This is a genomic window from Rufibacter hautae, assembly GCF_008271695.1.
GTDB lineage: Bacteria > Bacteroidota > Bacteroidia > Cytophagales > Hymenobacteraceae > Nibribacter > Nibribacter hautae.
The window spans coordinates 849,066-873,049 of sequence record NZ_VKKY01000002.1 but is presented as its reverse complement, the minus strand read 5'-3'; the positions used below and the strand labels follow the sequence as shown (position 1 = coordinate 873,049).

General features: G+C 49.2%; 20 protein-coding genes. 9 read left to right on the top strand and 11 right to left on the bottom strand.

Annotation, left to right across the window (positions count from 1 at the left end; genetic code table 11):
- Positions 1–90: 90 nt before the first annotated feature.
- From FOA19_RS12460 to FOA19_RS12450, 3 genes are all read right to left on the bottom strand, one after another.
- Positions 91–849: a tetratricopeptide repeat protein gene (locus tag FOA19_RS12460; RefSeq protein WP_149091142.1), complete on the bottom strand. Its 759-nt coding sequence runs from the start codon at positions 847–849 to the stop codon at positions 91–93.
- A 96-nt stretch (positions 850–945) separates the two neighbouring features.
- The gene (locus FOA19_RS12455; RefSeq protein ID WP_149091141.1) at positions 946–3,693 is read right to left on the bottom strand and encodes a DNA gyrase/topoisomerase IV subunit A; all 2,748 of its coding nucleotides are present in this window, start codon (positions 3,691–3,693) and stop codon (positions 946–948) included.
- Positions 3,686–5,557: a DNA topoisomerase IV subunit B gene (locus FOA19_RS12450; protein WP_149091140.1), complete on the bottom strand. Its 1,872-nt coding sequence runs from the start codon at positions 5,555–5,557 to the stop codon at positions 3,686–3,688. The genes FOA19_RS12455 and FOA19_RS12450 overlap by 8 nt, the downstream gene beginning before the upstream one ends.
- A 325-nt stretch (positions 5,558–5,882) precedes the next feature.
- On the opposite strand from FOA19_RS12450, the gene FOA19_RS12445 reads away from it, so the two are divergent.
- The 3 genes from FOA19_RS12445 (at position 5,883) to FOA19_RS12435 (ending at position 9,198) form a co-directional block, all read left to right on the top strand.
- Positions 5,883–6,995, top strand: coding sequence for an AI-2E family transporter (locus tag FOA19_RS12445; protein WP_149091139.1), 1,113 nt, complete (start codon positions 5,883–5,885; stop codon positions 6,993–6,995).
- A 147-nt stretch (positions 6,996–7,142) separates the two neighbouring features.
- Positions 7,143–7,613 (top strand): ferritin-like domain-containing protein, encoded by a 471-nt coding sequence (locus FOA19_RS12440; RefSeq protein ID WP_149091138.1) that lies wholly within the window; start codon positions 7,143–7,145, stop codon positions 7,611–7,613.
- 163 nt (positions 7,614–7,776) lie between these two features.
- Positions 7,777–9,198, top strand: coding sequence for an exonuclease domain-containing protein (locus FOA19_RS12435; protein ID WP_149091137.1), 1,422 nt, complete (start codon positions 7,777–7,779; stop codon positions 9,196–9,198).
- Between the two features lie 34 nt (positions 9,199–9,232).
- Here the strand turns inward: FOA19_RS12435 and FOA19_RS12430 are convergent, their stop codons facing one another.
- Positions 9,233–10,822: a hypothetical protein gene (locus tag FOA19_RS12430; protein ID WP_149091136.1), complete on the bottom strand. Its 1,590-nt coding sequence runs from the start codon at positions 10,820–10,822 to the stop codon at positions 9,233–9,235.
- Between the two features lie 155 nt (positions 10,823–10,977).
- On the opposite strand from FOA19_RS12430, the gene FOA19_RS12425 reads away from it, so the two are divergent.
- Positions 10,978–12,570 (top strand): hypothetical protein, encoded by a 1,593-nt coding sequence (locus FOA19_RS12425; RefSeq protein WP_149091135.1) that lies wholly within the window; start codon positions 10,978–10,980, stop codon positions 12,568–12,570.
- A 168-nt stretch (positions 12,571–12,738) separates the two neighbouring features.
- Here FOA19_RS12425 and FOA19_RS12420 read toward each other — a convergent pair whose 3' ends face one another.
- Together FOA19_RS12420 and FOA19_RS12415 are read right to left on the bottom strand one after the other, a co-directional pair.
- Positions 12,739–13,269 carry a GNAT family N-acetyltransferase gene (locus FOA19_RS12420; protein WP_149091134.1) on the bottom strand — a complete coding sequence of 177 codons (531 nt, stop codon included), beginning with the start codon at positions 13,267–13,269 and terminating at the stop codon, positions 12,739–12,741.
- 40 nt (positions 13,270–13,309) lie between these two features.
- Positions 13,310–14,389, bottom strand: coding sequence for a DNA topoisomerase IB (locus tag FOA19_RS12415; RefSeq protein WP_149091133.1), 1,080 nt, complete (start codon positions 14,387–14,389; stop codon positions 13,310–13,312).
- A 209-nt stretch (positions 14,390–14,598) separates the two neighbouring features.
- On the opposite strand from FOA19_RS12415, the gene FOA19_RS12410 reads away from it, so the two are divergent.
- Together FOA19_RS12410 and FOA19_RS12405 are read left to right on the top strand one after the other, a co-directional pair.
- Entirely contained in the window at positions 14,599–15,465 is an 867-nt protein-coding gene (locus tag FOA19_RS12410) for a M48 family metallopeptidase (protein ID WP_223808872.1), read from the top strand.
- A 65-nt stretch (positions 15,466–15,530) separates the two neighbouring features.
- The gene (locus FOA19_RS12405) at positions 15,531–16,736 is read left to right on the top strand and encodes an App1 family protein (protein WP_223808871.1); all 1,206 of its coding nucleotides are present in this window, start codon (positions 15,531–15,533) and stop codon (positions 16,734–16,736) included.
- A 136-nt stretch (positions 16,737–16,872) separates the two neighbouring features.
- Here FOA19_RS12405 and FOA19_RS12400 read toward each other — a convergent pair whose 3' ends face one another.
- Both FOA19_RS12400 and mtgA read right to left on the bottom strand, forming a co-directional pair.
- Complete coding sequence (locus tag FOA19_RS12400; RefSeq protein WP_149091132.1) at positions 16,873–17,331, bottom strand: YybH family protein; 459 nt, start codon at positions 17,329–17,331, stop codon at positions 16,873–16,875.
- A gap of 3 nt (positions 17,332–17,334) precedes the next feature.
- A complete protein-coding gene (gene mtgA / locus FOA19_RS12395) occupies positions 17,335–18,066 on the bottom strand; it encodes a monofunctional biosynthetic peptidoglycan transglycosylase (RefSeq protein WP_149091131.1) in 732 nt (243 codons plus the stop codon).
- Between the two features lie 119 nt (positions 18,067–18,185).
- Between mtgA and FOA19_RS12390 the strand changes: the two genes are divergently transcribed.
- Positions 18,186–18,821 (top strand): LON peptidase substrate-binding domain-containing protein, encoded by a 636-nt coding sequence (locus tag FOA19_RS12390; RefSeq protein WP_149091130.1) that lies wholly within the window; start codon positions 18,186–18,188, stop codon positions 18,819–18,821.
- Positions 18,822–18,870: 49 nt separating this feature from the next.
- Complete coding sequence (locus FOA19_RS12385) at positions 18,871–20,133, top strand: metallophosphoesterase family protein (RefSeq protein ID WP_149091129.1); 1,263 nt, start codon at positions 18,871–18,873, stop codon at positions 20,131–20,133.
- On the opposite strand, the gene FOA19_RS12380 is transcribed toward FOA19_RS12385, so the two are convergent.
- Together FOA19_RS12380 and FOA19_RS12370 are read right to left on the bottom strand one after the other, a co-directional pair.
- Complete coding sequence (locus FOA19_RS12380; RefSeq protein ID WP_149091128.1) at positions 20,072–20,959, bottom strand: diacylglycerol/lipid kinase family protein; 888 nt, start codon at positions 20,957–20,959, stop codon at positions 20,072–20,074. The genes FOA19_RS12385 and FOA19_RS12380 overlap by 62 nt on opposite strands.
- 825 nt (positions 20,960–21,784) lie before the next feature.
- The gene (locus FOA19_RS12370; RefSeq protein WP_149091126.1) at positions 21,785–22,582 is read right to left on the bottom strand and encodes a murein L,D-transpeptidase catalytic domain family protein; all 798 of its coding nucleotides are present in this window, start codon (positions 22,580–22,582) and stop codon (positions 21,785–21,787) included.
- A gap of 238 nt (positions 22,583–22,820) precedes the next feature.
- Between FOA19_RS12370 and FOA19_RS12365 the strand changes: the two genes are divergently transcribed.
- Positions 22,821–23,123 (top strand): hypothetical protein, encoded by a 303-nt coding sequence (locus tag FOA19_RS12365; protein ID WP_149091125.1) that lies wholly within the window; start codon positions 22,821–22,823, stop codon positions 23,121–23,123.
- A gap of 70 nt (positions 23,124–23,193) precedes the next feature.
- On the opposite strand, the gene FOA19_RS12360 is transcribed toward FOA19_RS12365, so the two are convergent.
- Positions 23,194–23,940, bottom strand: coding sequence for a hypothetical protein (locus tag FOA19_RS12360; RefSeq protein WP_149091124.1), 747 nt, complete (start codon positions 23,938–23,940; stop codon positions 23,194–23,196).
- Positions 23,941–23,984 lie beyond the last annotated feature (44 nt).

Genomic DNA, 23,984 nt, shown 5'->3' with positions numbered 1-23,984 from the left:
CAAGCCTAAAACAAAAAAGCCCTACATGCCAGCGGCGCCCCTGATCAAGGGCGCCGCTGGCATGTAGGGCTAGGTAAGAAAGTTGATCTTTTAAGATCTAACTTTCAAGATTTCCTGCAGCAGGATTTTACATTTTCTATTGAGTTCAAGGTCTTCGGTCGTAACCAGTTTTTGATCAAGCGCGCGTTGCAAAGTGGACACGCTTTCGTTGTTGAGTTCTGCCTCCCGCTGCACGCGGGCAAGGTCATAGTAATACAGAAGGTTGGAAGGTTCCAATTCGATGGCTTTGTTGAAAGCCTGGATGGCGACCTCATTAGAAGCGGTTGGCAGTGGCAATTGGGTGAGCAACCGGTTTGCTGATCTTTCGGCAAAGGACAGGTTGGCAACTTTAAATGCCCAACGGCCTTTTAAGTGCCAGGCACCCGCAAGTTTGGGGTCCTTAATTAAAGCTTTGTCAATGTATGTTTTAATTTGGGTCAACTGCACCATTCGGTCTTTCATGGAAACCGTTTGGCAGAGATTGCTTAGGGAAAGCGCCATTACATAGTTTGGTTCGGCGGAGAGACTGTCCACCTCTAAGGCTTTCTGCGCGAAGGAAAAAGCTTTCTGGAAATAGAGCCCTTTATGAGTGTCATCGGGGAATCTGCTGCCAATACGGCCGCAGACAATGCTGGCCTTGGTCAAGGCCTCTGGCATATCAGGATTGGAGGAAAGCAATAATTCATATTTTTCAAGTGCTTCAACGTCTTTGAACTCCCTGAATAACTGATTTGCTTCCCACAGTAGTTTTTCCGAACCTAAGCCGCCCGCTATAGCAGCCAGGTTCGGAAAACTTATGAGTGTGATCAAGATTATAACGAGTCTAAAAGTCCTTTGCATACCTTTCCCCCAGAATTACTTATTAGTCCAACGTAAGGGTAATCTACAAATAACTTTTAAAAAGTCCTAAAAGAGATTCAACTGTTTTTTAGGTGGCTTTACTGGTTTCAGTAGATCCCCGGTTTGTTCGTTATCTACGTCCAAATTCAATACAGGTTCTAAGTTATCAATTTCAAGGACAACATGGTCTCCTGTAAAGAAAGAAGCGGGTTGTTCTTGTATTATCCTGGGTTCAACCTTTATTGCTTTTATAATTTTAGTACCAGTTTTTGGCTTCACTACCTCTGTCTCTTCCTCTTTTTGGATACTTACACCAAAAATCTTGAAGTAATTAAGTTTATTACCCATGGCACGCCATCCTTTCACATCAATGAAGTCACTCAGGAGCAAGCTTTCTGTCTCTTTATCAGACTTCTTATCCCGCTGGAACTTAATCTCTGCTTTAGGCTCAGGGTGCACAGACGCCGCCAGGAGTTTAGACCCTTTGGTTTCTGGGATGAAGGCAAACCGTTTACCCATTGTGCTGGTCTCCACCACGAAGCGCTTCACGTACGTGACCTTGGTCTCGCCTTCGGTGTACACGGCAGACACCACCAACTCTGGAGAGAACTTATGGATCACTTCAATGTTAGGCACGTCGTAGTGGTTGGACAACTCAAAAGAAGTCAGTTCATAGGACCCATCTTTGAAGATCACCAGGATAGAATCATCCGTGTTGAATGATCCTAAGTAGCGACCACGGTTCTCAGTGTTCAAACGGCCAATCACCTCATCATAGTAGATTTCGCGTCCGCCACGGGTAGACTCACCCAAGGCTTTCTGCACTACTTTCTTGATCGGGTGCTTGGTCACGATGTTCCCCTGCGAGCCTTTGCCTTTTATAAGCAATTCTGCAAAATCAAAGTCAAACTGCTTCACACGCGCCGTGCTAGCCGGTTGCAAGGTGATGCTCACCAATTCAGATTCTGAGTTAGGATTAGCCGTCAGATAAACTACCTTGGAGTTCTTCTCGCCTTTGGTCAGGTCATACTCTTTGTCACGGGTGATAGAGGTTACCGCAAAGCGTTTGGCGAACGAAATGCCGGTTTTCCCATCCACGTAGATCATGTTGTAGACCATGTGCTCATCATTCTTGTTGTACACACCCACGTGAATGATGTCTTTGCCCATGAAGATTTTGTCGCTGATCTTAGACACCATGAATTTACCATCTTTCCGGATGGCAATAATATCGTCCATGTCAGAGCAGTCGCAGACAAACTCGTCTTTCTTCAAGCCATAGCCCACGAAACCATCTTTGCGGTTCACGTAGAGCTTCTGGTTGGCTACTGCTACTTTCTGGGCGGACACCACGTCAAAGGTTCTGATCTGTGTTTTGCGCTCCTTGCCTTTGCCGTATTTTGCCAAAAGACCCTCAAAATAGCTGATGGCGTAACGCACCAGATTCGCTAGATTATCGGCTACCTCGGCCATTTCATCCTCCAGCTTTTTGATGAACTCATCGGCTTTAAAGGAGTCAAACTTAGAGATACGCTTGATCTTGATCTCTGTCAGGCGGACAATATCATCCTGTGTCACCTCGCGGCGCAGCAAAGGTTTGTGCGGCTCTAGGCCTTTGTCAATGGCTTCCAGAACGGCTTCCCAAGTCTCACACTCCTCAATGTCGCGGTAGATGCGGTTCTCGATGAAGATTTTCTCCAAGGAAGAGTTGTGCCACTTGTCTTCCAACTCCCCCATCCGGATCTCGAGCTCACGCTCCAGTAACCGAACCGTTTTGGTTGTAGATAAACGTAATAGTTCATCCACGTTCAGGAACCGAGGCTTATCTTCAATGATGACGCAGGTGTTAGGCGAGATGGAGACTTCACAGTCGGTGAAGGCATACAAGGCATCAATGGTCAAGTCAGGCGAAATCCCAGGCGGAATGTGCACCTGAATCTCCACCTCGGCAGCGGTGTTGTCCACCACCTTCTTGATCTTGATCTTATTGTTCTCGCTGGCCTTTACAATAGAGTCCATCAACGCCGTAGTGGTGGTACCGTAAGGCACATCCCGGATGATGAGCAGCGATTTGTCTATTTTTTCAATAGTAGCCCGTAAACGGATTTTACCGCCTCTGCCCCCACCGTTGTAGTTGGTGAAGTCAGCCAAACCACCCGTGGGGAAGTCTGGCAACAAGGTGGTTTTACGGCCTTTGAGCACGTCAATAGAGCCTTTGATCAATTCCCGGAAGTTGTGGGGCATGATTTTGGTAGACAAGCCTACGGCAATCCCTTCCACGCCTTGCGCAAGCAACAGCGGAAATTTCACCGGCAACGTCACCGGCTCGTTTTTACGTCCGTCGTAGCTTAGTTGCCACTCCGTTGTTTGGCCATTGAAGACTACATCCAGGGCAAACTTGGTGAGGCGTGCCTCAATGTATCGAGGGGCCGCCGCACTGTCGCCAGTGCGCACATCGCCCCAGTTCCCCTGGGTTTCAATGAGCAGGTCTTTCTGGCCCAGGTTTACGATGGCATCGCCAATGGAAGCATCCCCGTGCGGGTGGTACTGCATGGTCTGGCCAATCACGTTCGCCACTTTGTTGAAACGGCCATCGTCCATTTCTTTCATGGCGTGCATGATGCGGCGCTGCACCGGTTTGAAACCGTCTTCCAAAGCAGGAACAGCCCGCTCCAGAATTACATAGGAGGCGTAGTCCAGAAACCAATTCTCGTACAGTCCGGATACAGAGCTTATCTCATGGATAGTCTCCTCTCCTTCCAGTTGCGCGTCTAGTTCCAGGTTGTTCTCGTTTTCCAATTCTTCGTTAAGCATATACCTCCTCTACTATATCTTTCTCAATCTTGAGATTCTCAATGATAAACTGTTGCCGCTCCGGCGTGTTCTTGCCCATGAAGTAAGACAAGACCTTCTGGATGTTTTGCTCGGTCTTACCCATGATCACCGGCTCCAGACGGATGTTGTCTCCGATGAACTTCCCGAACTCTTCCGGCGAGATCTCGCCCAATCCTTTGAAACGGGTGATCTCATGGTTCTTGCCCAACTTGCGCATGGCGTTCTGCTTCTCCTGCTCATTGTAGCAATAGATGGTCTCCTTCTTATTCCGTACCCGGAACAGCGGTGTTTCCAGAATGTACAGGTGGCCGTTTTTGACCAGATCTGGGAAAAACTGCAGGAAAAACGTCATGAGTAGCAAGCGAATGTGCATGCCATCTACATCAGCATCGGTTGCGACCACCACGCGGTTGTAGCGCAGACCTTCCAAGCCTTCCTCAATGTTCAAGGCGTGCTGCAATAGGTTGAACTCCTCGTTCTCGTACACTACCTTCTTCTTCAACCCGAAGCAGTTCAAAGGCTTACCTCTTAAGGAGAATACCGCCTCCAACTCCACGTTTCTAGACTTAGTAATAGAACCCGAAGCAGAGTCCCCCTCCGTGATAAACAAGGTGGTCAACGCCTCTTTCTCCAGTTCTTTGCTTTCACCGAAGTGGAAGCGGCAGTCACGCAGTTTCTTGTTGTGCAGATTCGCTTTCTTCGCACGTTGGTTAGCCAGCTTTTTGATACCCGCCATGTCCTTGCGCTCGCGCTCGCTCTGCTCAATGCGTTTGCGCAGGGCATCCGCTACAGAAGGGTTCTTGTGCAGGTAATTGTCAAGGTGCTCCTTCACGAAATCGTTCACGAAATTCCGTACGGTTGGCCCTTCGTGCGCCACGTTGATGGAGCCCAACTTGGTTTTGGTCTGACTTTCGAAAACCGGCTCCTGAACGCGAATGGCCACGGCACCTACAATAGAACCCCTGATATCAGTGGCATCGTAGTCTTTCTTATAGAACTCGCGCACGGTTTTTACCACGGCTTCGCGGAAGGCCGCTAAGTGCGTACCGCCTTGGGTAGTGTACTGACCATTCACGAAGGAATAATATTCTTCACCGTAATCATTGCCGTGGGTCAATGCCAGCTCAATATCATCCCCTTTCAGGTGGATGATCGGGTAACGCATGCTTTCCTCGGCAATCTTGCGGCTCAACAGGTCTTTGAGGCCATTCTCAGACAAATACTTCTGTCCGTTGAAATGTATAGTAAGGCCGGCGTTGAGGTACACGTAGTTCCAGATCTGGTTTTCCAAGAACTCCGGAATGAAGTGGTAATTTTTGAAAATAGTGTCATCTGGCACAAAGACGGTAGTGGTACCATTGCGCTGGTTGGAATCCTGCAGCGGTTCATCGTTCACCAATTCGCCGCGCTCAAACTCAGCTACCTTGGTTTTGCCGTCGCGCACCGATTGGATTCTGAAGCTGGAGGACAAAGCATTCACCGCCTTGGTACCTACCCCGTTCAGACCTACCGATTTCTGGAAGGCGCGGCTGTCATACTTACCACCGGTGTTGATCTTGCTCACGCAGTCAATCACCTTGCCCAGCGGAATACCACGTCCGTAGTCGCGGACCACTACTTTGTGGTCAGAAATCTTTACTTCAATCGTGCGACCATGCCCCATCATGTGCTCATCAATGGAGTTGTCAATCACCTCTTTCACAAGAATGTAAATCCCATCATCGGGAGAGGAACCATCACCTAACTTGCCAATGTACATACCCGGGCGCAGCCGGATGTGTTCACGCCAGTCAAGCGAACGTATACTATCCTCGTTGTAGGTAACATCAGTCAGTTCAGCCATGGGGAACTTAAGGGTTTAGTAGAATAAGGTAAAATAAAAGAAAATTTGCGTGTACTTTGACATCAAAAGCCCGAAACAGCAATTTTAATGCAGAAACCGGTCTAAAATCAAGGTCTGTTTTAAGGCTGTTAAACTTTACCAAAAATCAAGTTTTCTATTTATCTGTAACCAAATATAGTGCTTCGCAGTTCATTTAAGACCCTGGATTTTGCTTATATTTTTAGCCAAATACCCAATAAACTGATAGACAATTATTTGAAATACTAATATTTTTAGCTTTATCAAATAATATTTGTTTAACCTTTCACTCCTCAGAAATAAAACCATGGAAATAAAACTACCCTCCTATTTTAAGTACACCGTGATCCTGCTAGGGCTGTTCCTGCTTCTGCATTTCTTGCAGACCTTCTCACCGGTGCTCATCCCCATTTGCTTTGCGGCTCTTTTCGCCCTGCTGCTGCTGCCTATGGCCCGGGGTCTGGAAAGACGACTTCCCAGGGCTATTTCCATCGTCATTTCCCTGGTGGTGGTTATCCTGATTTTGGGCATGTTGATTTGGTTTCTCTCCTCGCAGGTAGCCAACTTCTCCTCTGAGCTCACTGAGATCAACAGCAAGTTGAGCGGTCTAATCGCTAAGTTCCAGTCCTTTTTGTATGAGCGGTTCGGGATTAAGCCCACAAACAAAAGTGAGTTCCTGCAGAAAGCCTTGGGCAACGTGACCCAGACGGGCACCGCTTTTCTGGGCAGCACCATTTCCCTCACTACCGGGGCGCTTACTGTGCTGTCGTTGATTCCCATCTATGTGTTCTGTATGCTGTACTACCGAGATCACCTGCGGCAGTTCATGTTTCAGTTCATCACCAGAGATCGGCGCGAGCCGCTGATGGAGACGGTAGACAATATTCAGCGGGTGGTGCAGGGTTATCTTTCGGGTTTGTTAATTGTGATCTGTGTGGTATCGGTGCTCAACTCCGTTGGGTTGCTCATCATGGGCGTGGAATTCGCTATTTTCTTCGGGGTGATGGCGGCCATCCTTACTGTCATTCCCTATATAGGCATCTTGATCGGGGCTTTGTTTCCAGCGCTTTTTGTGTTTGTGAACACTGGCTCGGCCGGGCAAATGCTCATCGTGATCGGGATATTTGCTTTTGTCCAGTTCCTGGAGGGCAATTTCATTACGCCATTTGTGGTAGGTTCTAAGGTAAGCATCAACCCGTTTGCCGCTATTGTGGCGTTGATATTGGGCGGCGAGATCTGGGGAGCGCCGGGCATGATTTTGTCTATTCCCATCATCGCCATCCTGAAGGTGATTTTTGACGCCTATGAGCCCCTGCAACCGTTTGGCTTCCTGCTGAACGACATCAACCAGGGACCTGCCGAGAACCGACTTCTGAAGCGCCTCAAAAGCCGACGGAACCAGGTGAAGGGCCCTGTTTAGGAGCTGTTTACAGAAAACCAGGCTATAAACGCTGAAACTTATGCGTACTGGGTTAAGTATAAACCACAAGCCAGACTTGTTGAATGTCAAACATTTACTTCAGTTCTGGGTTAATCTTACTACCTGTACCATTTAACACATAAAACTATGGATAATGTAAATAGCAAAGTTATCAGCACTTTGAATGATTTAGTGGAAACTGCCCGCGATGGCAGAAAAGGCTACGAAACCGCCGCCGATGCCGTAGACAACCCACAAATGAAATCGGAGTTCCATCGGTTGGCTCATCAGCGCGCCACGTTTGTGAGCGAGCTGGAAAGTACAGCCCAAAGCCTGGGTGGCAGCACCACCGAGAAAACAACCCTGGAGGGCGCAGCGTTACAGGCTGCCGGAGCGGTACACCGCGGCTGGATCAACCTGAAGTCTGCGATCGGCGCCAATGACAGCAAAGCCATTTTGAGCGAATGCGAAAACGGTGATGCCGCGGCGCTAAAAGCCTATGACAATGCCTTGAATGACAAAGATTTGCCGGTGAACGTGTTAACGTTGATTCAGCGTCAAAAGCAGGAAATTGAGGCCGCTAAACAAACCATCACTACTTTGAAACAAGCTTATTAAGCCATAAGCTTAGATCGCAAAAAAGGGCAGCTCCATAAAGCTGCCCTTTTTTGCGTCGTTTTTATAAAACGGTGCCAAAAATCAGATGAAACGTTCTTGGCATTTTCTTGGTTCTACTAATATAGTTAGTACCTAGCACTATCTTTTACTTTAATCTCCGCGCGTGTACGCCATTATAGATATCGAGACTACCGGTGGTCAGCCCTCAGAAGATCGGATTACCGAGATTGCGATTTTCATCCATGACGGGAACCAGGTAGTAGACCAGTTTCATAGCCTCATCAACCCGGGCCGGCCTATTCCCTTCTTCATCTCGCAGCTTACCGGCATCACCGATGAGATGGTGAAAGACGCGCCTAAATTCCATGAGGTGGCCAAGCAGATTGTGCAGATCACCGAGGGCAACGTGTTTGTGGCCCACAACGTGCGGTTTGATTATTCCTTCGTGAAGAAAGAGTTTGCCGACCTTGGCTTTACTTTCCAGCGCAAGACCCTGTGCACCGTTCGACTGAGCCGCAAACTTATGCCGGGGCTTCCGTCTTACAGCTTGGGCAAACTCTGCAAGAGCATTGACATTCCGCTGCAGATGCGGCACCGCGCCATAGGAGATGCCGAGGCCACGGCCATCCTTTTTGACCGTTTGCTGAAAATCGATGAGAAAAAGGTGAATGACTCCCAAGACGATAAACTGCTGGAGACCTCTTCCATCTCAAAGGAGATCAAAACCTCGCTCCTGCCACCGGCCATTTCCAGGGACATGGTAGATGCTTTGCCCCTGGAGGCTGGCGTCTATTACTTCCATGACGAGAATGGCGAGATCATTTACGTGGGCAAAAGCAAGAGCATTCGGAAGCGCATCATCCAGCACTTCAACATTGATTTCAAGAGCCGGAAGTCCATAGAGTTCAAGAACCGCATCGCCAGCATTACCTATGAGCGCACGGGCAGTGAGTTAGTGGCTTTGCTTTTTGAGTCTGATGAGATCAAGAAGCGGAAGCCTTTCTACAACCGCGCCCAGCGCCGAAGCGTGTACCACTCGGGCATTTATTCTTACTACGATCAGGAAGGCTACCTGCGGCTCACCTTCCAGAAGGCCAAGACCGAGGTTCCGCCGCTGCTCACCATGTCCAATCAGTTCCAGGCGAAGAACTTTCTTTACAACCGCGTGGCCAAGTACAACCTCTGCCAGAAACTGTGCGACCTGTACAAATCCAATGGTCCTTGCTTTGATTACCAGGTACACCAATGCAAAGGCGCCTGCGTGGGCAAAGAATCGCCGGAGGACTACAACCAGCGCGTGATTGAGTCTATTGACGCGTTCAAGTACGACTACGATACATTCGTCATCATCGGGAAGGGCCGCAGCCCCGAGGAGAAGTCAGTGGTGGTGGTAGACAATGGCCGTTACCTGGGCTTCGGGTATTTTGATGAGTCGTTCAGCGCCAGTTCTCTGGAGGATTTCAAAGGCGTGATCAAGTACTACAATGACAACAAAGACACGCAGCAGATCATCAGAGGCTACATGCGCACGAAACATCAGGACAAAGTTCTGGTGTTTTCAGAAGATGTTAACGCCGCGATTTAAGCCTGTTTTCTTGAAAACAGTTCCTAAACGAACCTTAATGCAGACGGTGCCTCAGTAGCCATCCGGTTCCGTTGAACTCCTGCGCGGCTGGGGTGTACTCCTCGCGCTCCACGCCTTTGGTCTTCGGGTAATCGTTGCCGTCTTCCTCATCAAACAAGAGGATCTTCTGGCCGCTGAGCTGAAAAGAAGGGTTGGCAGAGAGCCCATCGGTTCCTTCCCCGCCGTACAGCTGCACCATTATCTTGTTATTCCCTTTGCCCTGCAGCACAAACGTATCTTCGTCTCCAAGGCCAAAGATGGAAAGCTTCTTAGTCTCTGATGGCAGGAAAACCTTTTCATGGATAAGGGTTCGCTTTTTGTTTTTATGCACGGCAAAGTGCTGCACCAGCAAACTGCCGTCTTCCCTGAAATTCAACTGGAACGAATCTGGAGCATCGGTGCCGGGCAGCAACACTTCTTGGTTCAAGATTCGGTAAAAGGTAGCAGCGGCTTTAGGCAGGTCATCCCGCCGCGATTTCAATTTGGCGCCAAACTCCTGGGAAGACAATTCCCTGATTTGCGGAGACCAACCTTGCAGCGCCTTTTCAATCACTTGATCCGTCAGGTTTTCCTGCAGCTTCAGGGCCGCTTTTTGGAAATCGTCTTGGGTTAAATAGCCCAGGAAGAAACCATCCATCTGCGAGGAGCTTCTGATGAGCCCTTTCACATTCCGCTCCTTTATGGTTTTATCGAAACTTTGGTAATTGGGCTTAATAACGCTTACCAACTTTGTTAAAGCCCCGTCATTGAATTTAAAGAAAGCATGGTCCCGGTCACGCGGAATAGGAGCCAGTTCTGTTACTTCGCCTTTCTTGAATACTGACCAGCGCCACTGGTCCTCGCGCCGGCTCCAATCGCTGAGCCACATATCAAACAACCTGGACAGAAGATACCGTTGGCGGTCCACCTGGTAGTCCGAACTTTTGATCAGTTCCTGAAAAGCGTTTCTGGAGCTTAAGATGTTCTGCGGTTTCCCGAAACTCTGCTGGTTCTCCCAATTGCCATCCGGTCGCTCTTCTAACAAGGCCAGCATGTGGGCAAAATCTTTCCTGAATTCACCTAAGGCAGGGTCATCCGCGATGTACACCAACCTTGGATTAGTATGATACACGCCAGCGGCTTGGGCCAGCGCCGGCACAATGAAGGCTCCATAAGGATGGATCACGCTGGTCTGATCGCGCATGAGCTTGGCTATAAACGTCTTCTGCAGGTTTTTGGGCAAGGCCTTTGATGGGTCTTTGTCTACCGAGCGCAGCACGTATTCACGGCCGGCGGAATCCACGAGGCGCAGGTTCTTCGTCTGGAAACTCCCTCCTTCCTTCAAAGGCATTACCCCACCCTGAAACTGGCTTATCCAGAAGTAGGGAGCGGCTACTGGCTCAGCCCACACTTTGCGGTAATGCTTGCCCCACCAAAACCTATGGAACCCACTTCTGAGGTAATGCTTGCCAGCCGCCACCATCACGGTGGAATCCGCAGAAGTTGGTGCTGCCTGGGCGGTTGGGAAAAACAAAAACGTGAGAAGCCAAAGGCAGCAGCATCTTAAATAACTGATTCCCTTTTGTTTAGTTAAATTCTGTACCATAGGTGCGTATTTATACCTAAAACAAAGGTTCTATGTTTTACAACTGCCCTGCTGGATGAGGGCTCAAAATGTAAAATGAGCCTCTATTCAAAGAAAGGTGAGAAAGAAAACCTTTATGGTACAGTTTCTGTATGGCAAAGAATTAATATTAGGCTATGCGGAAACTACTGACCCTTTCTTTCTCCGTGATTTTGATGAGTTACGGCTGCGCCCGGAAAAATTATTTCCAGGAATCAGCCTTGGTGGGCCCTGTGGAGCAGGAACGGAATGCGAAATGGGACTCGGCAACGGTGGTGGCGGGCAAACATTACCAGCGTGGTTTTCTGCATACGTTCTTGTGGGGCAAACATTACCGCAAGGTGTGGGCCCAACCGGTAACCCTGCCTGTTTTCGATATTTCTAAAATGCACGGTGGGTTGAGTCCTGAGAAATTGGGAGGTGGTTTTCAGACTACGAGCCTTACCCTAGAGAATGAGGCGGGAAAACAGTACGCCCTCCGCTCCGTGGACAAAGACCCGAAAGATATCTTGCCAAAAGGCCTTCAAAAAACCTTCGTCACCAACCTGCTCAGAGACCAAACCTCGGCAGCCCACCCGTATGGCGCTTTGGTAGTATCTGGCCTGGCGGGTGGCGCCCAAGTCCCGCACAGCCATCCCCGCTACGTGTACATTCCCAAAGACGAGAAAGGCTTAGGTAAAAGCTCAGCGGAGTTCCAGGACCGCGTGTTCCTGTTGGAGGAAAAGTACGAGGGAAAGGCAGCCATCACCGGTTACTTGGGCAAGGCCAAAAACCTGGTAGACTCCAAAGAATTTTTGGAGAAAAGATTTTCCCAGCACTCGCACCAACCAGACCAGTTGTCCTTTGCCAAAGCGCGGCTGTTTGATGTTTTCATTGGCGATTGGGACCGCCACGAAGGCCAGTGGCAATGGGCCGTATATGACACCAGCAACGTGACCACCTACTCCCCGGTGCCCAAAGACCGTGACCAAGCCTTCTTTAAGTTTGATGATGGGCTGGTGCCTTGGCTGTTCAGCCGCCCTTGGGCACCGCTTAAAAAGATGAAGACTTTCCACCCCAAGGTGGCTTTCACCAAAGGATACCTGCAGAATGCCCGTTTTATAGATGAGCGCTGCCTTAACGAGGTAACGCTTGAGCAATGGGAACAATTGGCGTTGCAGTTGCAGAACCAATTGACCGACAGTGTCATCAATGCATCGGTAGAGCTCATGCCTACCCAAGCCTACCAACTTACCGGCGAAGAGATCAAGCGCAAACTTGTCTCCAGACGGGAACAGTTGCCGGCCATCGCCCGTGATATGTACCGTCACCTTTCCAAGCACGTACTGGTGCCGGGCACCGACAAAAAAGAGAAGTTCATTGTGCAGCGGCTAGACAACGGCGATACAAGGGTCCTTATCTCCCAAATTGCCGGTGATGAAAAGGAAAGAAACCTGTTGGTGTTTGACCGCATTTTCAAAAAAACGGACACAAAATCCATTTCCCTCCACGGCTTAGCCGACGAAGATGAGTTTATCCTCACGGGTAAGGGAAAAAGCGGCATTAAAGTGAACATCTACGGCGGTATGGGCGAAGATGACGTGAAAGACGATTCCTTTGTGCGGGGCTGGGGTCGCAAGACGCGCGTCTACGACACCAAACAAGGCATTGAGGTAGAGAAGGGAAAAGAAACGAAAGTAAAGAAGACACGTGACGTCAGCATTACTGCCTTCGACCGGGAAGGGTTGTAGATTTGAAGATGAGGAGATGTGTAGATTGGAAAATGTGAGGATGTGGCAATTTACAGATTGTGGGTATCGGCTTTCGATGTGAATGTTGTTATTGATATTTATTCACAATTCTCTGAATATCCTTACCTTCAAATCTCCACATCTTCTCATCTCCAAATCTGCACACCTTCAAATTTTCAAATCCACCAATTCTTTCACTTCGCGTTTCCACCAGGTGTTGTCTCTGCTTTGGCAGTCTTTGTGAAAGCCATTGCGCTCCAAAATCTTCTCTGAGGCGGTGTTCCCGGTTTCGGTTTCGGCAATGATGGAGGAAATGTCTGGACGTTGGGCGCACCAGTTGAGTAGTCCGTCAATGGCTTCACGCATGATTCCCTGCTGTTGGTATTCTGGGTAGGTGCCATAGCCAATCTCTACTTCGCCGGTTTCATCAGGCTCTCCTTTGAAGCACAGGTCGCCGGCCATGGTTTGCTCCTTCTTCAGCACAATGGCCCACAAGGTATAGAAGTAGTACTTGTCCTGGTGAAGCGGCAACAGGCGTAGGAAATAGGTGTCCAAGGCATCGGCGAGATCAGGTTCAATCTCTTTGGGTGTGTACCTGAGGCCTAGTAGTTTCTCCAGGGACCCATTATTGGCGGCATACAGCTTCAACTGCGCAAGGGTCAGCGGCTGAATGAGAAGTCTTTCTGTTTCTATGTACATGGCTTCGGCGCTTTTCCACCGGAAATATATTCATAAAAACTTATTTTGCCTCTAACTTTATCGCTTTCAACATTTTAATCACAAACTCTTCGGTTCTGGATAGGTACGGGTTCTCTTTCCGCTTCTTGGCGTCATGCTTTCTGAGGTAGTCAATCAGTTTGTCTTGCTTGAATAGGTTTACCACCTCGGGGTGAATGTAGTACTTGCTGCAAACCGTGGGAGTGTTACCCAATTCTACTGCCACCATTTTGGCCGCCTCTTTGACTGATTTCTCTTTGGTGATTTCGGGGTTCTCGTCCAGCAGGTGTTCCAGGCATTCCACCATGAGCACCGTGCCGCCCCAGGTCCTGAAATCCTTGGCGGTAAACTCCTCGGCACTAAGGCTGCGCAGGTACTCGTTCACGTCCCCTGACTCTACCGGTTGCCGGTTGCCCTCTTCATCGTAGTACTGGAAAAGGTCATACCCCGGGATGTCCTGGCATTGTTTCACCAGCCGGGCCAGGCGCCGGTCTTTGATGCTGATCTCGTGCTTCACGCCTTTTTTGCCCACAAACTCCAGGCGCAGATGGTCGCCCTCTACTTTCACGTGCCGGTCCCGCAGGGTGGTTAGCCCGTACGATTTGTTCTCTTTGGCATACGTGCGGTTCCCGATCCGGATAAAGGAATTGTCCAGCAGTTCCACCACAATGGCCAGAATCTTGCGCTTCTCCAGCTTCTTGAGTTTGAGGTCTTTTTCTACCTGTTTCCGGATGAGGGGCAACGCGTTCCCGAAGGCAATCATCCGCCCGAATTTGTTCAGGCTGCGGGCCTGCTGCCACTGCGGATGGTACACGTACTGCTTCCGGCCTTTTTCATCGCGGCCGGTGGCCTGAATGTGGCCGTTGGGCTGCGGAGAAATCCACACCTGGGTCCAGGCCGGCGGAATCACCAGTTTCTGGATGCGGCCAAGGATTTTCTCATCGGTGATCAGCTCGCCTTTGGCAGTGAAATAGGTCACCTCTTTTCCCTTGATCTCGCGGGTAATCCCGGCTTTGGTGTCTGGGAAATAGCGAAGGCCGGCTTGTTCAGCAGATACAACGGCATCGGCGTAGATGGCCTGGGGAGTTAACTGTTTTTCCATGTCTAAGGTAAAAGCAAGGTTTATCTCCTTTAACCCAATACAGGCATAAAGGTTATAACCGCTGTTTTGAGCCTTATTTCACCAGAACAGCCTCAAAATAAATCGCCTCCATAGCGGCCGCAAAGTTGGGTTCTTTCCTTACCTAGAAAGCGGAGGTTGTCATTTTGCAAAAGTTCTCGTAAAACGGAAAATCATACATAAACAACTCCATGAAACCAAGATTTCACACTGCGTCTCCTTCTGCCTACACAGGGCTGGTAATGGCTTTCTTTCTTCTGTCTTCCGTGCTGTTCACCAGTTGCGGCGGCGATAAAAACGGCGATGCGGTGTTCTTTCCCATTGACAATGATCTGCAGTTAGGTTTGCAGGTTTCCCAGCAGGTAGACTCGGCCTATGGCAGCAAAGGCCAGTTATTGAACCGTAACTCCTCTAATACCAGAACCCGGGCGGCTTACGCGCACCTAGATGCCATTGTAGAGCGACTCTTGGAGTCTGGTGAGGTAAGCTACCGGGAAGAATTTCCCTGGGACGTGAAAATCATCAATGACCCTGAGGTGCAGAATGCCTTCGCCACGCCGGGCGGCCACATCTACGTTTTCACCGGGCTTATCAAGTACCTGGACAACGAAGACCAATTAGCGGGCGTGCTGGGCCACGAGATTGCCCACGCAGACCAGCGGCACTCCATCAAGCAACTGCAGAAGCAATACGGCATCTCCGTGCTCACCAAGCTTATCCTGGGAAATGAGAGCGGCAACCTAGAGCGGATTTTTACCCAAGTAGGCGGCCAATTGGTAGGTCTCAAATTCAGCCGCGACTATGAGCGTGAGGCAGACGAGTACTCGGTGCGCTACCTGGGTGCCACTGATTTTTACGCGTGCGACGGGGCAGCGGGGTTCTTCCAGAAAATGCAGTCGCTTGAAAGCAAGGGCGTTCCGCCGGAGTTCATCAGCACCCACCCTGCTCCGGCTAACCGTATCAGGGAGATCCAGACCAGGGCGCAGGAACAGGGCTGCAAAACCTCCACAGCCTCCAACACAGGGTACCAAGAGTTCAAGCGCAACCTGGGACTGTAACCGTATATATACCTAAGGCCAGTTTCTGCGTAAAAACGAAAAAACAACGCAAAAACCCCTATTGAATGGCAAAGGATTTCAAACAAACCATGGGCAAAGTCATAGAGAACGCTGATGACCAGTTTGACTTTTTCATGCAGCGGATCAGGAACCGGTTTGGCCTCTACAAGCCTTTGCAGATAGTTTCTTACCGCAGTTACGGCACCGTGAACCGTCTGTACCTCAAAGGCCGCGTCATCTCAAACCAAGGCATCACCTCCGCCGCAGATAATGACACGCTCTTGAAGAACCTGGTGAACATGTACCGCCGGTTTGAGACAGATGAAGTCCGTAATGCCCAACTGCGCATTACTTTCCAGGATCAGGAACACACCGTGTTGACCGATAAAGAAGGGTATTTCACCATCAACCTGGAACCCAAGACCCCGCTGCAGCTAGACGATATCTGGCACGAGATGGAAGTAGAACTGATCAAGGCGGATATCTCTTCTTTTGAGCCGGGCATCAAATCAGAAGCCCACGTGCTGGTTCCGCCCCCGGATGCCGAGTACGGCATCATCTCAGACATTGACGATACCATTGTGCTTTCCTCGGCCACCGATATTATCAAAATGTCGCAGCACACGTTCATGAACAATGCGCGTACCAGGCTGCCGTTCGCGGGGGTTTCTGCCTTCTACCGTTCCCTGCAACTAGGCCGAAACGGCAAGCGCAACAACCCGTTCTTTTACGTGAGCAGCAGCCCCTGGAACATGTATGACCTGCTCCATGACTTTCTGGACATCAACGACATTCCGGCCGGCCCCCTCCTGCTCCGTGATTTTGGGTTGATGCAGAACAAGTTCTTCGGAGCGGATCACATGAGCCATAAGTTCAAAGAAATCCAGAACATCCTGCTCACCTATCCGCACCTGAACTTCGTACTCATCGGGGACAGCGGCCAGCAGGACGCCCCTATTTACCACGAGGTGATCAAGCAGTTTCCCGGCCGCATCATCTGCGTTTATATTAGGGATGTGGAACTGGAAGATCGGGCTAAAATAGTAAACACCATTTCAGAGGAGTTAAAAGGTACTGTGGAGATGCTGCTGGTGAAAGACACCGCCGCCGCCGCTAAACACGCGGCTGATTCAGGGCTTATCTTCTATGAAGAAATCAAGAAAGTGGAAGAGCAGAAAGAGATTGATAAAAGCGATACGGCCGGTACGCCTACTCAACAAGCTCCAGCGCCCATCAGTAAAGACACGAAAAAGCTTAGTTCTGAGTCCTGAGTCCTGAGTTCTGAGTAAAGAATTCAAACTGAAAGCGGCAGTTCCGTTTTAAACCCGATTTATCTAAACTGGACTTAAAACGGAGCTGCCGCTTTTTAGGCTTTTGGGGATTCTTGTCTGAAAATCGATCTTAGACTTAGCTAGAATGGTCTGCCACAATCTTCCATTTACCAGCTATTTTTCGGAAAACGAGCGAGAAATGGCCTTGCAGAACACCCACGGTTCTAGCTAGGTGCCATTTGCCAACCACAAAGTAAGCGTCTCGACTTAATCTGTCTTTTTTGAGTAGGGTGAAGGTAAGTTTCCCCATGGCCTCTTGGCTAGGATAGCCTTTCTGGTAGTTCTGCAGCGTCTTCTCCCAACCATACGTAGGTCCGTTCTTCCCGATGAAGACCAGCGAATCTGAGTGCCAGTAGGTTTGCATGTAGCCTACCAGATCGCCTTTGTTCCAGGCCTCGCTCTGTTGGCGCATCACGCCCTCAATGGCTTCTCTGTCTTGGTCGGCTGATTTCTGGGAAACAGTACAGCTTGTGCCTAGTACTAAAAGCAGAAGCCACAGCCCCGCTGTGTTAAAGAGAGTAGAATTTTTAATCATGCTTTATTTTAGCCAGAGTTTGATGTAGTTGCTTCCGCCCAGGCGACTCATGTTCCGGACGATGTTCCGGCGGCGCCGGAGGGTGTATCCAGAAGGCCGGGCAGCGGAGTACCGGATGGGGTTTGGAAGAATGGCCGCCAGCAGGGCTGCTTGTTGCCGGGTCACGTCTTTGGGCGCGCACTTGAAATACTTTTTACTCGCGGCCTGCACGCCAAATACATGGTCACCCATCTCGGCAATGTTCAGGTACACTTCCATAATGCGTTCTTTGCCCCACAAGAGCTCAATCATGAAGGTGAAGTACATTTCCACCCCTTTCCGGAGATAGCTGCGCCCGTGCCACAGAAACACGTTTTTGGCTACCTGCTGGCTGATGGTGCTGCCGCCAATTGTTTTCTTGCTGGACATGTTCCTCTGAAACGCTTGCTTGATGGCTTTAAAATCGAACCCGTTGTGGGTGATGAACAACTGGTCCTCGGCGGCGATGACAGCCAAAGGCAAGTTCACGGACATGTCTTCCAAATCCACAAACTGGTGCTGAATTTGGTCTATCTTCTGGGTTTTAGGACTAGGCTCGGAGCGTTTCAAAAGCATGTGCAGCGTAGCCGGCGGATCAATCCACCGATAGGTGAGCACCCACAGCACCGAAACCAGGAAAAGGGTGATACAGAGCTTCAGGAAAAGCCATCGGGCGTCTGCCCAGGTAAATGGAACGGATATCTGCTTTTTAGCCATAACTCAACCTAAGCTGCCTGCTTAAAAAATCTACTTCCACAAAAATAGAGAAATAGTGGCAGCATGTAGAAAGCCTTCTTAAATTAGAAGCGTTTACGTTACATCACGCGCTTTTGTCCATGGGTAGATTTCTTCCGCTCTTTCCTTTAAATATTGTCGTCTTCCCCGGGGAAAAACTGAACCTCCATATCTTTGAACCAAGATACCGGCAGCTGATCATTGAGTGCCAGGCCAAAGATACTACCTTCGGGATACCCGTGTACCTGGAGAAAGGGCTGGGAGAATACGGCACCGAGATCAAGATCCTGAGCCTGGAGAAAAAGTACCTGAGCGGCGAGATGGACATCAAAACCAAAGGCTTGGGCGTGTTCAAAATAAAGGAGTTTCAGCGGCAAGTGCCAGGCAGGCTGTACTCTGGCGGCGAGATTGAAGACGTGCCTCTCATCCAGGACGAGCAACCTTTCCAACGAATTCAGATCGTGGAGCTCCTGAAGCAACTCTACAGTGCGCTGGGCATCCAATCGCTCATGCTCAATTTGAAAGACAATTTCCAGTCGTATGACGTGGCGCACCACCTAGGTTTTACCACCGAGCAGGAATACGAGCTTTTGCAATGCACCAAGGAAAGCGAACGGCTGGAGATTATCCTGGACCACCTCACCCGCATTTTGCCTGTAGTACTGGAGACCGAGCGCCTGAAAGAGCGGGTAAAACTCAACGGGCACTTCAAACACCTCATTCCGCCCAACTTTTAGCCTAAAATAAGAGTAAGAGATAGTGCTATTCAGGCATATCCCTTACACAATGCTCTATCTGGTTGCCCTTTCCGTTCTCCTGGCCCTGACCGTTTGGTTTACCTGGGCTTACCTGCAGGAGCGGAAGTATAGGAAAAAACCCTTCTACGCCTTGTCTGAGATTGGCTGGCGCACCACCTCGCCGCCGCCGGTAGACCAAAGAACCCATTCCATCGCTTTGGTGGGAGACGTAGGCGCCAATGGTTCCCTCCAGGATGATCCTCTTCTGAAAGCCGTAGATCACTGGGTCAGGGAGGCAGGCAAAGATAGTACTATAGTTTTTTTGGGTGACAACATTTACCCCATCGGCTTGCCGCCCGAGGACAGCTTCAAACGCGCCCAAGCGGTTCAGAGGTTAGACCATCAGTTAGACTTGTTCAAGGAGTATGAGGGCAAGGTGATTTACCTCAGCGGCAACCATGACTGGCACAAAGGCCGGCCGGATGGCTATTCGTATGTGCTGCGCCAGGAGAAATACATCACGGAGCGGTTGCAGGATGAGACTGCTTACCTTCCCCAGGGCGGTACTTTGGGCCCGGTTACCTGGGAGATCAATAACCAGCTTCTTATTTTGATCATCAACACGCAGTGGTGGGTGCAATTGGGGCATCGCCCGTTGGAGAAAAGCCCAGGACAGCCTTATAAAATCTCCAGGGACTTCTATCCAGCTTTGGATGCTTTGCTAAAGGAACATCAGGGTAAATTCATTGTGTTGGCTGCGCACCACCCGCTTTATAGCAACGCTTTGCACGGCGGTAAATTCACGGTGAAGCAGCATCTCTTTCCGCTCACCTTCATCAACAAACGCGCCCTTATTCCGCTACCCCTGGCCGGCTCCATCTTCCGGATTTACCGCAAGTACATGGGCATGCATGAAGACATGTCTTACCCACCTTTCCGGAAATTCAGGCGCAGAATCCTGCGGGTTCTGCATCAGCACAACTCCATTTTCTACGTGGCGGGCCATGACCACAACCTGCAGTACTTCCAGGTGAAAGGAAACCATTATGCCGTGAGCGGATCTGGCAGTAAGACCAACTTCGTGGCGAAAGGCGGTAAAGCTTCTTTCGCCCACGAGAGCAAAGGCTTTATGGTGCTGGACCAATACACTGACGGCACGGTTTGGCTCCGCGTGATAGAACCAGCCCTAAATGCCGGGGAAGAGCCGCAGTTGGTTTTCCAGAAATGCATCTTTCAGGCAGAAACGGCCCCTAAACTGCCTGAGGCGGCAACAGCACATGCAGATTCTGAGGCTGCGCCCGGAACGAAATAGTCTTCCCTAAATCCTCGGGTTCACCGTCAATCTGCGACACCTCTTCTGCGTGGTTGATGATACTGGCCGAGCTACAGCTGAACCGGTGAGTGTAAACAGAATCATCAATGGTATCGGTGTACAGGCGGTAGAGGATTCCCAGGCTGGACGATTTAGGGAAAGGCTCCAGAATACAGATTTCGAATTCCCCGTCGTTGATCACACCCGTGGGATTGATGGCGGCATTGCTACCGAAGGCCCGGGCGTTGGTAACGGTGATCATGAAAGCCTCCCCGTCAAAAATGGTTTTTCCGTCTGTCTTAATGGTGTACTTTTTGGGTTCATAGGCCATAAACTCCTGCATGGCAATCCAGGCGTAGGCACCAGGTCCGCGGGTTTCGCCGCCGCAAAATCTTTTCACCACCAACGCATTGAAGCCCATGTCACAGATGTGGATGGACAGGTGCCCGTTCACATCCAGGGTATCTATGGCCATCTTCTGGTGGTCAACCAAGAGTTGGAGTGCCTCGTCTATGTTCTGGGGAATGCCCAAGTCCTTGGACAATCCGTTACCTGAGCCCATGGGAATAATAGCCAAAGCCACTTCTGAATTGATGATGGATTTTGCAGTAAGGCTCACGGTTCCGTCCCCTCCTACTGCGCAGGCAATTTCAGGCTTATAGGAAGCGAGCATTTCTTTAAGCTTTTTCTCGTCCTCCTCGCCTGTGGTTTTGAAAATATCTACGGTAAGATCGTGCTGCCGGCCGAAGGCCTTCAGGTCCTCCATTAAATCCTCTTTATCAATGTCCCCTGAGATTGGGTTGATTACGAAAAGTATCTTTGTCATACCGGTTTTAACTTTATGGTTACCCCCGTCGTTTAGGGGCTAATCTTATAAAAGAGTGCTGTAAACTGATTAATATTTATTGAACCAAAACTCTAGGTTGGCCATTGAAGAAAGTCCCTTATGGCTTCTTCAATGCGGGCGTACCTATTCTCCGGAATGGGATGGTTCTGGCAAAATTAAGATTCACAGATCCGCCTCCTTGTAATTTAAGGTGCTGTGGCTTGCAGGTGGCCAGCTTGTACAGCTGGTTACACCAATATGTCAAAGATGAAAACGCCGGAATAAGCAACCCGATCATAAACCGAATGGAACCTCTCATATTTGTAGTTTTCTTAGCCTGTTAAACTTTCCGCCTGTTTTTGTAAAAAAACCGCTAAAACGCGGATATGGTTAAAAGAACGGCTTAACTGCTACTTGGTTGCGCCAACTACGGACAAGCCTGCACCTGTTTCTTCTTGATATAGGTAGAATACTATATCATTTTTGATTGTACATACGTAAGAATCCCTGTAGCCCCAGCAGGCGTATAAATACACTAAGAACAAACTACAATGAATCTAAAAAGAACATTCGGCGCTATTCTTACAATCCTAGGGATTGTGGGCGTCATTTATGGGGCATATGCCTTTTTGGCCCATGGTGATTCTATGAATCAGATATCCTCCCTGGTACCTTTTGTGGTAGGACTTATCTTTTTCTTTACCGGAATAAGCCTCATCAAAGGCACCAAAGATACGGCCTGATATAAATCAGAACGCCTAAAAGCAGCAGAAGCCGACCCATTCAGGTCGGCTTCTGCTGCTTTTAGGTAATATATTATTATGATTATCTGCTCAACAATTTAGCCTGTTTAGCAAGGATCTCATTCTCAAAGTGCTTGATGGCAGAGTCAGTATCCAAGTAGGCCGAGGTGTAGTTGGAAGAAGGTCCATCAATGTAGAGCAGGGTGCCGCCTTTGATCACCTGGATCACCTCAGGAGTGATTTCCTTTGGCAAAGCAGGGCATCCGTGGCTCCGGCCCAAACGACCGTGTTGCCGTACAAAAGCCTCGCTCACATAGTCAGCCCCATGGATCACCACAGCTCTCTCTTTGGCTTTGGTGTTGAACCCCTGATCCAGGCCATTCAGTTTAAGCGACAGGCCATGCTTTCCAATGTAGGTGTTCTCGGTTACGTAAAAGCCAAGGCTGCTCATATGCGAGTTCACGGTGTTGGAGAACTTCACTGCTTTATCGTTGCCAGATCCCATGCCGTGCGCTACCAGGCTATGGTAAAGCACTTTCTTTTTATTCAGGTCCACCACCCACAGTCGCTTGGCAGTGCTAGGCTTGTTGAAGTCCACCACCGTCAGCACATCCTTGGTGCGGCTTAGCTTGTTATTCTTTTTGAGGTTATAAAAACCGGTGGCGGCCTTTTTGAATACTTCTATGTTCAATCCTGCCTTTTTGAGGTCTGCTTCGTCATAGAGATTCTCCAGAAAGTCGTCAAAAGCCACTGTACTAGAAACTTCCACTGATTTGGAAGAAGGAGCAGCAACCACCACAGTAGAAGTGGCAGAACTATTAACAGGAGAAACGAAAGACAATAGCGAGACGAAAGCGAAAACCGGGATTACTTTGTTCATTCTTATTTCTTTACGTGTTCCGATTTATTAACCCCATTCCTTCCTACTTTTGTTCCAAATTGGCGAAAATGAGGCATAAACAATTCTGTTTAAAGCTATATTTCTGATGCTTCCCACACAAATTCAACACCTTATGAAGATAAATACTTTTTCCTCAAAAAAAACGATCACTCCCCTACTTTGTTATTTTTTTGCCCTAACCTTCTTTTCCTGTTCCTCCCCGACAGACAACCTGAAAATGGATTCAGTTGCCTGGAAAGCTGATTTGAACGGCTGCAAAGGAGAACGCGAGAAGATGAAGGGACAGGTAGAAGACATCAGGCTTAAACTCGTCGGGTTAAAAGAGACCAGCATCAGAAAACTGTTTGGGAAGCCAGATTCTGAGGAACTGATGGAAAGAAGCCAGAAGATCTATATTTACTATATCTCCCCTGGACCTAAATGCACGCCAATCGCAGAAAAGGAAACGAAGAAAGAGGCCTTAGCGATTCGTATGGATGCCTTAGGAACCGTGCGGGAGGTCAACCTTTTCACAGAGTAAACAGATACCTATAAAAAAAGAAAGCCATTCTCCTCAGCGGGAGAACGGCTTTCCAAGCAAGCGTCAACTTTTAGTTTTTCACTTTCTTTTTAGTAGTCTCAGTCTTGATTTTTATCTTGTCATCCTCCACTTTGGATTTTCCCTCAGGAGTAATGATCTTGGTTTCAGACGGACTTGACTTATATTTTACTTTATCAGTTTTCAGCTTTTCGGTATCACCTTTTACTTTCATTTCACCGTTGGCAGTTTCAGCTTTCATTTTGTTGTCTTCCAGCTTCACTTTGTCTGAGCCGCTTTCCATTTTCACTTTGTCATCTTTTACCTTCACTTCGGTGGCGGTAGTTCCACCCTGGGTAGTGTTGGTAGATGTTCCAACGGTTCCGGTGGTTGGTGTGGTAGCAGTAGAGCCGGCAGAAACATTGGTGCTGGTAGCGCCCATCTCAGTTGAAGCAGGGGCTGCCATCGCGCGGCCATCCATTTCAAGGTAAGAAGTGAATTGCTTAGGAGTTAAAACCTGCGCAAATTCCTGATCTAGTTGCTCATTTACTTCTTTGATTTTGGCATCACGCATCTGGGCGTCACTGCCGTACATTTTCTCAATTTCACTGAACTTGTCAAATCTTGCTTGGTTCAGCGCTTTCAGTTTGATGTACTGACCTTCGTTCAACTCCAGTTCATTGTACATCTGGCGGCTCATTTCCTGAGCACTCATAGAGAGTACCGCACGTGAAGTGGCGGCTGTTCCTGTTAAATTGGTTTGGGCCTGTGCGGTGAAGACAGCTCCAAATAATACTGCGGATAGGATTAACTTTTTCATGGTGTTTTTTGACGCTTTAGGTAGAATTTTTATCAAGATCTCTT